The organism is Fictibacillus barbaricus (genome assembly GCF_014635025.1).
Lineage (GTDB): Bacteria > Bacillota > Bacilli > Bacillales > Fictibacillaceae > Fictibacillus > Fictibacillus barbaricus.
On sequence record NZ_BMCE01000001.1, the window covers coordinates 738276 to 749935 of the forward strand.

Genomic DNA, 11660 nt, shown 5'->3' on the forward strand with positions numbered 1-11660 from the left:
TTGATAGTCCGAATTTGCATACGTTTAGAAAGATGATAATAATTTCTGTCATGATGCATTTGGTATGCTGTTTCACTTGTTAAATAACTTACTAATCCGCGAGAAAAAGGAGTAAACGAAGGTTATATTGAATATGTCATAAGGTTTAAGAGTGAATCTTATTCCACAAACGAGCAGGATTGTTGAAGAAGAAAGTAAGCGGGGGACTGAAAAATGGACCGAATCTAAATCATATTAACTTTTGGGGGTTTTATGACAAACATCTTACCTTAATGTGCTAAGGTGTAGTTTCATCTGCAACTGTAGGATCTGTAGTAGGAGCTTTGGTGCTCAGTATCAACTGATGTATTAGATATTCAAAAAAGTATGAGTCGATAGAAATACCTACTCATACTTTTATACTTTTTTATTTATCGAGTTGCTGCATACACATCGATTACACCATTTCCATAGTAGAATGGATCGCCCAGTGGAATAGCTGTATCGTTCAGCTTCTGTCGGACTTGAACGTTAGATAATCCAGGATTTCCTGCCATGATGAGCGCTGCTGCTCCTGCTACGTGCGGAGAAGCCATTGATGTTCCATTGTAACTGTCATAGCTGTTACCAGGAACAGAGCTTAAGATGTTTACACCAGGTGCCATCACTTCGAGCTCAGAGCCTACACTTGAGAAAGAAGCACGGTTGTTACTTGAATCCACCGCCCCTACCGCCATAACAGAAGCATATTTAGCCGGGTATCCGATCGTGTTTTGCTTCCCTTTAGTACCTGAGTTTCCTGCAGCTGCAACTACTAGAACACCAGAGTTATAGGCGTTGTCACATGCTTGCTGTAGGGCAGTCGATCCCGAGCTGCCTCCTAAGCTCATGTTTATGATATCCATATTGTTAGCTACAGCCCACTCAATCCCTTGAATGATGCCGCTGTATGTTCCACTTCCAGAGCTGTCTAACACTTTTACCGCATAAAGACTTGCTGAATGAGCCACACCGATAACACCAGTCGTGTTATTTAATGCAGCAACTGTTCCTCCAACGTGAGTACCGTGGCCGTTCCCATCGATTAACGCATTTGGCTCACCTGCAACGAAACTCGCTCCGCCGCTGACGTTTAAGTCCTCGTGACTAGCGTCGATTCCCGTATCTAATACCGCAACCTTCACACCAGAACCCGTGTTGCCAGTCGCGTGGACTTGATCTGCCTTAATATGTGGTATTCCCCATGGAGTAGATTGACCGATCGCATACGCCATCTGATCTTCTTCTACATAAGCTACATTCGGGTTCTTTTTAAGGGCTTCTGCTGCCGCTTCTGGTATAGAAACAAGCATCGTATCCATAAACTTGTACTGATGCTTAACCTGTCCACCCATCTTCTTAATGTCGTTCACCTGAGCTGTTTGAATATCTGATTTAAAACCAACGAGGAAGTTTTTCGGTCCTTTATCAGCCGTTGCTGCTGATGCAGAGAAATGGAGATTTCCTACCAAAAGGGATAGGACAAACAACAAACTGAGAACAGCACTACATGCACGTAAAACAGCTTTCATTTCTTTTCCCCCAATCATGATTTTGCAACAATCAAATCATGCTCATGGTGAATCAGGTCCCGGACACCTTTATGTATATTCTGAATTATTTGACTATTACTTATTTATGGTAACACAATCTATAAATTCAAATATTGGGAAATATACGGTTAAAAATGGAAAATAAACAACCTAAGCAATGATTGATTTTCCCAATTAACATACTAAAGACCTAATGCTATAATAAAAGTTTTAAAATTAATCTAATAATGGTAATCTCCCTAATAAGAGTGTGATACAAACAAATGTCTTTGTTTATTCACAAAGTCAAGAATCTCTCTCTCTAGTTTTTTCTGAGCATCCTCTGGAGTACCTATCATTTCCTCTTTAATTGGGTGATAGTATATGAGTTTGTACATGTCTTCTTTAAAACCAAAATAGCTATAGATGATAATTAATGTCTTATAGAGGTCGACTAACAACATCTTTTTTTATGAAACTATTGTGATCTCGTGGTTTCTATACGAGAAGATTTTCCTTCCGAATCGTAAAACGATGTTGATACACTAAGCTTCTTTTCGGTACTATTTTTGAGTTCTTTTTAATTTCCTTATTCTACAAACGGGCCAGATTGTGGAGTAACATTTCTTAAGGACATTGGATATTTATGTTAAAATTGACATTGTGAAGGTTTTCACTTAAAGTAACGATGCAGTTTAGTGGAATATGAAAAGGTGAGTATTTGTCCTCAATATTACAAGTAGTATAAAAAAAGCAAATTGAGAGGACGAAAATATGAAGGATTTCATATTAATCTGCACATTATTTTTAGTACTAAACCTTTAATCCTTTATTTTCATTAGCTGAAGGGAAAACTAGTCTATCGTCTAAATGTCTAGATGAAATAAAGCACAGAGTGTGAATCTAAGGATATCTTTGAAAAGTTGTATTCAATTGGGCTGTTATTTATTAGAAGCAAGAATAGGTGCCTTGCACCTATTCCTGCTCAAATTCTCTGGCAATCCTATCGAATGCTTCCTTAATAATCGGTCTTGGCGATGGAATACAAATTCTTTGATAGTGTACACCTTCTTCTCCAAACATGACGCCATCTTCTAATAATACGTTCGCTTTGTTATAGATACGATCATGGACTTCTTCTGGTGTTAGGCCATATTCGCTAAAATCCATCCACATAATATAAGTGCCTTCTGGAATTCTCACTTTCACTTTCGTCATTCTTTCAGCCAAGAAATTAACAACCCATTCCATGGTGCCGTCAATATATTCTTTCAGTTGCTCTAACCAATCTTCCCCCTCATTGTATACAGCGATGAGGGCAGATATTGTAAATGGCGATGCTAATTGAAAGCCCATTTCTTTACCGAATATTTCTCTAAGCCCTGAGTTTGGGATGATCGTATTTGTACAATGAAGACCTGCTACATTAAATGTTTTGTTGATAGCGGTTAACGTGATAATATGATCAGTATTGTCCGCAGCTTTTGCAATTGGTGTAAAGGTTTGATCACGTCTAATTAAATCGCCGTGTATTTCGTCTGCTACGATAAGGACACCATTTTTTGCACAAATATCGGATATTTTCTTGAGTTCATTCACATTAAATATTCTTCCTGTAGGATTGTGAGGATTACATAAAATAAACATTTTCGTCTTTTCTTCTTTTGCTTTTGCTTCAAAATCATCAAAATCGATCGAATAATACCCATCATTATCACATTTAAGAGCATTATTTCTTATTTTTCTACCATTACCTTCTGTCACCGATGTAAAAGGCGGGTAAACTGGACGCTGAATAATGATCCCATCACCTGGATTGGTAAAAGCTCTTACTGCAATATTTAATGCATGGACCGTTCCAGGGCTATAGATGATTTCTTCCTTCTTGATCTCCCAATCATGTCGCTTTTTAAACCAACGTTGTATGGCTTCATAGTACTCATTAGGAAATATTGAGTAACCAAAAATTTTATGATCCACGGTTTTATGTAAAGCATTAATCAAGGCTTGAGGTACAGGTAAATCCATGTCTGCAGTAAATAAAGGTATAGTCTCTTCATCATATCTTTCAGTCAGGCCAAATTCTTTAATTAACTCTCCACCATCCCATTTTATTGAATAGGTCCCTCTCCGATTTACTATTTCATCAAAGTTATATTTCATTTAAATCCAACCTTTCTCTAGTTATAAATATCGTATTAATCTCCAACTATACTATTCTGCATATATAGTTGATATCATTCTTTGTTCCACAAACGGTTGCATTTCTCGAAGAAGGAGAAGTGTACTTTTTTATTGAAGTAAAAGTATTATAATTTAAAATGAAACAAACGGAGTGTGAAATATGATTCATGCAAAAGAATTATTGTCTGATCAATTATTAGCCAATGCCAATGATCCTAGCTGTTACCTTCCGTTTACCGAATCAGTCGAAAACCTTACAGAAGAAGAAGCTTTTTTGAAACCTAATGAAAATTGCAATAGTATTGCTGAAATTGTGCAACACCTACTTTATTGGAATGAAACATGGCAGATAAGATATCAAAAATCTCATGTTAATGCCGTCTCTTCGTTAGAGGATAATGATAAGAGTTTTGTTCTACCGGAAAATGTGAGATTTGATCATTTGAAGGGACGTCTTTTAGAGGTCTTGTTGAATTGGCAAGACTTATTATCTGAAGAAAAAATGGAAGACGATGTGATTGGCTTTTCTGTACCTGCTAAATGGTAGGCAATCATAGGAAATGTCACCACCCATAACGCTTATCATATTGGCCAGATCATATTCATTCGTAAGCTGCAAAAGAGCTGGAAAGTTGAAAAAGTTGGAAACACAATCGATTAAAATTTATGTGAAGATCCTCTAACTTTATATCATCAATATTTAACAAACGGGTTCATTTCTTCAAGAAGGAGAAGTGCGAAAAGAGGATTTCGTAATCGTTGTAATTATTGGATTTTGTATTATATAGGGAGGTAAAACGATGGAAGAAAAGGTCTTAAAAGCAATTCAGGATGAATACTCAGATGATTTTGCATGGTGTTATGGATGTGGAAGACTAAATGAGAATGGCCATCATTTTAGAACAGGTTGGCAAGGGGATAACACGATAACGATTTATAAACCACTTCCCGAACATACAGCAATACCTGGCTTTGTTTATGGCGGACTGATTGCATCGTTAATAGATTGTCATGGAACAGGATCAGCGTCATTAGCATTGCAACAGAAAAATGTGGAAAAGGAGGGTGGAAACTCAGAGCCACCACGATTTGTGACTGCATCTTTAAAGGTAGATTTTATAAAGCCGACTCCACATGGTGTTCCTTTAAAAGCAATTGGTGTGGTAGAAGAGGTTCATCCAAAGAAATGGAAAGTCTATACAGAAGTATTTGCTGAAGAAACTCTTTGCGCAAAGGGAGAAGTCGTTACGGTTATTATGCCCGCAACGTTTAAGCAAAAATAGAATTATTTTAAACTTCTGTATAATCGTATGTAAATGTTATGGAATTCTTTTCAGGAAGCGAAGGGATCATTATAGAGCATAGACATATTTATATACAGATATTAGTTATTCAACAAACAGGTGCATTTCTTCAAGAAGGAGAAATGCTTTTTTTATTGAACTTCTTGAACAAACGTAGCAGATTTGTGGAAAACAGCTATTGTTTTCCCTATTTCTGTATGATATAGTTTCAACGACACTTATTAAAGCAATTTAATAAGTTTTTTATCGGATACTTATTAAATATCTTTAATAAGTTTATTACACAGGAGGTGACCGTTGTGGATGCTACTCCAAAAGCAATGAAGAAGGTAATCCTTAACGGAATTCGTAAAACTCTTTTAGAACATGGAAGTGCAACAAAAGTTGAACTTAGTGATCAATTGGGGATCAGTTTTCCTACAATAAGCAAATTTCTATCGACGATGGAAAAGACAGGGGAACTTACATTAATCGGTCTAGATGAATCGAGTGGGGGAAGAAGGGCAAAACGATATGCCTACAATCCAGAGTATATGTTAGGGTTGGCTATCTTCTTAGAGAGAACGGAGACCAATTATATCGTTTTTAACTGTTTAGGAGAAGTGAAGGATACGGGAAAAACAACAAGCTTATTAGAAGATAATGACCTGCAGTCCTTAACAAAATGTGTAGAAGAGATCATAGAGAACTATCCGAAAATCTGCTCTATCACCATTGGGGTACCTGGTTCTGTCGATCAGGGACGGATCATTTACATACCAAATTATGAGCATCTTCAAAACTACGATTTGAAGAAATACTTGGAAAATCGTTTCTCCGTACCTGTTATCATCGAAAATGATATGAATGCGGCGGTGCTCGGATATCACAATCGTAAGGAATCTAAGAAAGGTCAATCTTTGATCTATTTTTATTTCGGGCAGAACGGTCCAGGTGCTGGAATTATGGTAAATGGAATTGTGGCAAGGGGCAGCACGCATTTTTCTGGAGAAGTTTCATTCATTCCACAATATGATGACCGAAATTTCGGCCAGGCTTTAGAAAATGAAAATGTTCTGAAGAAAGCCTACACGTTCGAGGAAAAGGAAATCGATGCCATCAGCAGGTTAGTTGCTTCGTTTGTAGCGATCATAAACCCTCATACGATCATTTTCTGCGAGGATGAGGTCAACGAGCTTAACATAAATCAAATTGAAAAGCAAAGTTCCATGTATGTTCCCATAGAACATCTTCCTGAACTGATCATGAGTGATTGGAAGCAAGATTATCTATTTGGCTTACAGCGTCTTGGTCTGGATTGTATGATGAACGGAATGAGCAGCTAAAACAAAAAGAGGCGAGGTTAATTATGGCTACATTTTTTTTAGTAATTATTTATTTGGCATTTATCAGCTTAGGTTTACCGGATTCATTGTTAGGCGTGTCATGGTCCATGATGCAGCCGGAATTTGGAGCACGGCTCGAGACCGCTGGATTGCTTTTTATGACGATCGCAGGAGGAACGATTATTTCCAGTTTTGTTAGCGGAACATTACTGAAACGCTTCGGAACGGGTATCGTCACATTTATTAGTTGTTTCATGACAGCTGCAGCACTTCTTGGTTTTTATTATGCACCGTCATTAATTTGGTTATTTCTCTTTGCCATACCACTTGGACTAGGGGCAGGGGCAGTTGATGCCGGATTAAACAATTACGTTGCTACCCATTATAAAGCACAACATATGAGTTGGCTCCATTGTTTTTGGGGAATTGGGGCTACAATGGGTCCCGTCATCATGGCTCAGTTTATTTCAGAGCAAAACTCGTGGAGAAACGGTTATATTGCCATCGCAGGTCTTCAGTTTGCATTGGTTATGATCCTTTTCTTCACATTGCCTTTATGGAATAAGATTTCAGAAAACAGTAAGATAAACGCGACGAAAAGGCAAGAAGAAATAAACGATGGAATTGGTGGAGATACGAAACACCAAAAACCTATCCAAATAAAAGGAGTTAAGTTAGCTCTTGTTTCATTCTTGTTTTACTGTGGGACGGAAGCAACGATGGGACTGTGGGGAAGCAGTTTTCTCGTCAATGTTAAAGGCTTATCGGTAGGTGTAGCGGCTAAATGGGTTTCCTTGTATTATGCGGGGATCACCATTGGAAGATTTATCACAGGATTTATTACCTTGTGGATGAGCAGCCAACTTCTCATTCGAATCGGGCAAATCACCGCGTTAGCTGGGACGATCCTGTTACTTTTACCGTTGCCATCTATTTTTTCAATGATTGGTTTTATCCTGATCGGATTAGGGTTAGCACCTATTTTTCCATGTATGTTGCATGAGACACCAGCACGATTCGGGAAGGATCACTCTCAGACCATCATGGGCTATCAAATGGCAGTTGCCTATACAGGCAGTACATTTCTGCCACCTCTTTTCGGTTTCATGGCTGCTAATTCAACGATCGGAATCTTCCCGTTCGTGGTTGCAGGGTTTGTAGCCATCATGCTTTTGGGGTCTGAAAAGTTAACGAGTCTATTGAACAAGAACCGTTGGAGTTCGCGCGAAGATTTTTTAAATGGGGGAAAAACAACATTTGGGGAGTAAAGCGAAATGAAGATTGAACATATGGCAATCTGGGTTAAAAACTTGGAAGTGATGAAGTGGTTTTATGTCACGTATTTTAATGGAACCTCAAACACAAAGTATTACAATCCAAACAAAGAATTTGAATCTTATTTTCTAACGTTTGAAGGTGGTGCACGATTAGAGATCATGCGTCAGTCAGGCATCGATCAGCTGGATTCTGGCAATCGAATCGGATGGGGTCATATTGCTTTTTCCTTAGGAAGTAGGGAGTCCGTCGATCTGTTAACAGCACGTTTACAGCATGATGGATACCAGCTCGTGAATGGTCCTCGTGTAACGGGGGATGGTTATTACGAGAGTGTGATTGAGGACCCTGAAGGCAATCTCATAGAATTAACGGTGTAATTTAAGTGGTTAAAACTGTGGCTGTTAATGTACAACACTTCCGTTACTTACTGTTATTAAACACAATACAATTAATAAGTTATTCAACAAACGGGGCATTTCTGTAATTAGAAATGTACCCGTTTTTTTATGAAGCGGGCCAGATTGTGAATCGGTTGGATGTATTTATTCAACAAAATTTACTCCAGGATTAGAGAAAAAATAATACGAAAATCTATTTTAACAAATATATCACCTGTTTATTCTAGGTCCCCCTAATTATTAGTTCTCCTTTATAGACCCTTCTGATAGTGGAAAATTTTTTTTGGCCAAGTCTGTCTAACAAACAGGTAACTAGGTCGTTGACCATCATTTCAGTCTGATTTTGAATGCTGGAAAGTGCAGGGAAAGTTGTCAGGCAAATGGGATGGTTGTCAAAACCAATAATGGATAGTTCTTTTGGAACAGAAACACCATGTTTTTTAGCGGAAGTAAGTAATCCTACTGCTAAAAAGTCGCTGCCTGCAAGAATTCCATCATAATTGCTTTTATCTAAAAAAATTTCATCTCCTAGTATAATACCTTCTTCAATCGTGGAGTAACCACTGATCTTCTGCTGAATCGTACATGTTTTATTTAAATCAAGATGAGCTTGTACAAACCCTTCCCATCTTTGTTGCTGAAGTGGCGTTCTTTCTTCATCCGCACAAAACAACAGGTAGTTACGACCTTCCTTGAGCAAGTATCGGGTAGCCGAATAAACTGCTTCACTTTCATTCAGTGAAAAGACATCCAAGCATCCTGTTTGAAGTGGCTCATTGCAAACCATCACGATTTTATCCCCAACTCTTTGTTTTATCTCTTCCTCACTTAACAGAGTATGTGTGATAATTACCGCATCCAACTCATTTTCAGTTAATTTTTCATAAATCTCGTATTCTTCATCAATAGAATAATATGTTTGGAAGATTACTATCTTATATCCAGCTTTTCGGCATTTTTCAGCGATTTTACTCACAAGCGGGCTAAAATAGGGGTGATCAAGGACAGGTATAGTCACACCAATAGTGTTAGTTGATTTAATTCTAAGATGTACTCCTCTGGCATTTCGAACAAAAGACAATTCCTCAATAGCTTTCATTACTCTTTTTCTACTGTCTTCTGATACATGTGGATGATTATTGATAACACGCGACACGGTGGACTTAGAAACACCGCTTAGACGAGCTATGTCAAGAATGGTAGCCATTTTTTGTCCTCTTTAAAAAATATATTGACCTGGGAACGTTCCCTGCCTGTAACCTATAAAACACATAGTACAGGAGGGATTAAAGGTGCCATTAAAAGTATACCATTCTAACGGAAATCCTGAATACTTATTGCTTTTTGATTTTGATGAGACATACTATCCACACGAGCTAAAAGGTTGGCAGTTAAAAGATTTATATGAGCTTGAGGATTATCTTGAAAAGATTCTTCATGAGAAAAATGTCCGGATTGGTTGGGTAACAGGGAGTAGTTTGGTTGATATCCATAAAAAAATGAGAGCAGCCCGGATGCGTTACCTTCCACATTTTATTGCTTCCGACCTAGGAACAGAGTTGTGGGAGATCAATCAAAAGGGAGAATTTTATCAAAATCAAACATGGTTGAAAAGAATAAAAAGGTCGGGCTTCAGTCATAGAGTAGTTGAAGAGTTGATTAATGATTTAAGGCTGCTGTACGGGATAACGTTACACAAACAAACACAATTTGGTCAACAATTGTTTAAGATGAATTATTATTATTTTATAGAGGAACATGTAAGGGTTAAGTATGATCTTGATACTATAAGAAGATTAGCAGGCAATAGCGGAATATATATTAATATTAACCGTTGTAACCCTCTTGCAGGAGATCCAGTAAATGCTTTTGATGTAGATTTTATTCCACAAAAAACAGGTAAACGAGCAGTAGTAGAATTTTTAATGAAACAGTATAAGATCTCGTTTAAAAATACATTTGCTTTTGGGGATAGTGGGAATGATATTGAAATGCTTAAAGCGGTTCAACATGGATATTTGTTAAAAAATGCCACAGAAGAAGCAAAACTATTACATCATACTATTACGTCAGAGCCTTATGCCAAAGGTATCCAAAACGTTTGTAGTAATTACTTTTGATTGTTATTAAATAGTAGTTCATGATTAAAACATGGTGTTATAAATGACTTCATGGAAGGTTGCCCGGATGATTAAAAAAAATGTTCAAAGATTTATGTTATTCAACAATAGGGTGCGATTGTTGAATAAGGTGGTTTTTAAACAACTTTATTATTATTAATTTTAGAGACTCTTATTTAATACGAAGAAAATATTTAACGTTATCTTGCTCGGTAATTGTAGATAAATGTGATAATGTTTGTCTTTTACAATTGAAGATCTACACACTTTATAAATTTCAACGATTGGGTGCATTTCTTCAATCTGCTGAAGCAATCGCAATAATGTAACTGAGGTCTTGGTTGTGATTCTGCTGAGGTTTAGCGGCAACTCCGACCTGAAGTTAAGGTATTATTTTGTAAATCGGAACTTTATATTGGACCGTTATATAGAACTTAACAAATATATCCTTTGAGATACACTTAAAGTAAGTGTTATTATATCTAATTATGATAGCAATGTTCTTTAAAGAAAGGATAAGGTAAAGTTGAAGAAACATACATCTCAGACAAAATTACTCAATGAATACATTTCTATTATCTTAGGTTCTATATTAGTTGGCTTATCGTATAATGTTTTTTTATTACCAGCTAGGCTTGCAGCAGGTGGCGTTTCTGGTATAAGTACTATCCTTTATGAGCTAAATCAGTATAACCCGGCATATGTACAATGGATGATTAATATTCCACTTTTTATTGTCGGTTTTCTGCTCCTTGGAAAAGACTTTAGTTTAAAGACGTTAGTAGGTATCTTTTTTGTTCCATTCACCATTTGGCTTAGTACCGATATTCCCTTTAAAATTGATAATCCTTTGTTATCAGCTATCTACGGGGGGATCATGCTAGGAGTTGGACTTGGAATTGTGTATCGTGGAAAGGGATCAACAGGAGGATTAGCTACGGTGGCACAAATCCTTAAAAAGTATACAGGGCTATCAAGTGGCTACTCCCAGTTAATCGTTGATGGTTTTGTTGTTATCAGTTCTGCTCTTGTTTTTAATTTAGAACTAGCTTTATATGCAATGATGTCAATTTATGTAACGAGTAAAGTGATTGACTTTGTTCAACTCCAAACCTCACCATCCAAACTGGTACTCATTATTACTGAACAAGAAGAACTTATTCAGTCTATTATTAAAGATGAAATTGATCGAGGTCTTACAAAAATCCGCTCGATCGGCGGCTTTTCTAATAAAGAAAAAACAATGATCCTATGTGTTGTTGAGCAGGAGGAAGCTATTTATTTGAAGAAAGTGATGCAAGAGCAAGAACCTACTTCCTTTGTTGTATTCCTCAATGCCTCTGATATCCTTGGACGAGGTTTTTCACTATCAAAATTATATGGATCAGCAAGGTAAGTGTTGGTGTTTTTACTCTTCCCTTGAAAAGGCAATGTCCCCTCCCATAGAAAGACCTCCCATATAGACTTAAGGCTACACGTAAAAACTCCTTAGATTCATAGA

Annotated in this window: 9 protein-coding genes and 1 pseudogene; 7 read left to right on the top strand and 3 right to left on the bottom strand. The window is 37.2% G+C overall.

Features of this window, described 5'->3' with window-relative positions:
• Positions 1-410: 410 nt before the first annotated feature.
• The gene (locus IEV52_RS03460) at positions 411-1550 is read right to left on the bottom strand and encodes a S8 family peptidase (protein WP_188401123.1); all 1140 of its coding nucleotides are present in this window, start codon (positions 1548-1550) and stop codon (positions 411-413) included.
• Positions 1551-2525: 975 nt separating this feature from the next.
• Positions 2526-3713, bottom strand: coding sequence for a MalY/PatB family protein (locus IEV52_RS03465; RefSeq protein WP_188401124.1), 1188 nt, complete (start codon positions 3711-3713; stop codon positions 2526-2528).
• Between the two features lie 181 nt (positions 3714-3894).
• Between IEV52_RS03465 and IEV52_RS03470 the strand changes: the two are divergent.
• The 5 genes and pseudogenes from IEV52_RS03470 (at position 3895) to IEV52_RS03490 (ending at position 8018) form a co-directional block, all read left to right on the top strand.
• Positions 3895-4395: pseudogene (locus tag IEV52_RS03470) on the top strand (DinB family protein).
• 139 nt (positions 4396-4534) lie between these two features.
• Complete coding sequence (locus IEV52_RS03475; RefSeq protein ID WP_188401125.1) at positions 4535-5017, top strand: PaaI family thioesterase; 483 nt, start codon at positions 4535-4537, stop codon at positions 5015-5017.
• A 341-nt stretch (positions 5018-5358) separates the two neighbouring features.
• Positions 5359-6363: an ROK family transcriptional regulator gene (locus IEV52_RS03480; RefSeq protein WP_188402232.1), complete on the top strand. Its 1005-nt coding sequence runs from the start codon at positions 5359-5361 to the stop codon at positions 6361-6363.
• A gap of 23 nt (positions 6364-6386) precedes the next feature.
• Positions 6387-7631, top strand: a complete 1245-nt coding sequence (locus IEV52_RS03485; protein ID WP_188401126.1) for an MFS transporter — start codon at positions 6387-6389, stop codon at positions 7629-7631.
• 6 nt (positions 7632-7637) lie between these two features.
• Positions 7638-8018: a VOC family protein gene (locus IEV52_RS03490; protein WP_188401127.1), complete on the top strand. Its 381-nt coding sequence runs from the start codon at positions 7638-7640 to the stop codon at positions 8016-8018.
• Positions 8019-8262: 244 nt separating this feature from the next.
• Here IEV52_RS03490 and IEV52_RS03495 read toward each other — a convergent pair whose 3' ends face one another.
• A complete protein-coding gene (locus IEV52_RS03495) occupies positions 8263-9246 on the bottom strand; it encodes a LacI family DNA-binding transcriptional regulator (RefSeq protein ID WP_188401128.1) in 984 nt (327 codons plus the stop codon).
• 85 nt (positions 9247-9331) lie between these two features.
• Between IEV52_RS03495 and IEV52_RS03500 the strand changes: the two genes are divergently transcribed.
• Positions 9332-10159, top strand: coding sequence for an HAD-IIB family hydrolase (locus IEV52_RS03500; protein WP_188401129.1), 828 nt, complete (start codon positions 9332-9334; stop codon positions 10157-10159).
• 526 nt (positions 10160-10685) lie between these two features.
• Positions 10686-11555 (top strand): YitT family protein, encoded by an 870-nt coding sequence (locus IEV52_RS03505; protein WP_188401130.1) that lies wholly within the window; start codon positions 10686-10688, stop codon positions 11553-11555.
• Positions 11556-11660 lie beyond the last annotated feature (105 nt).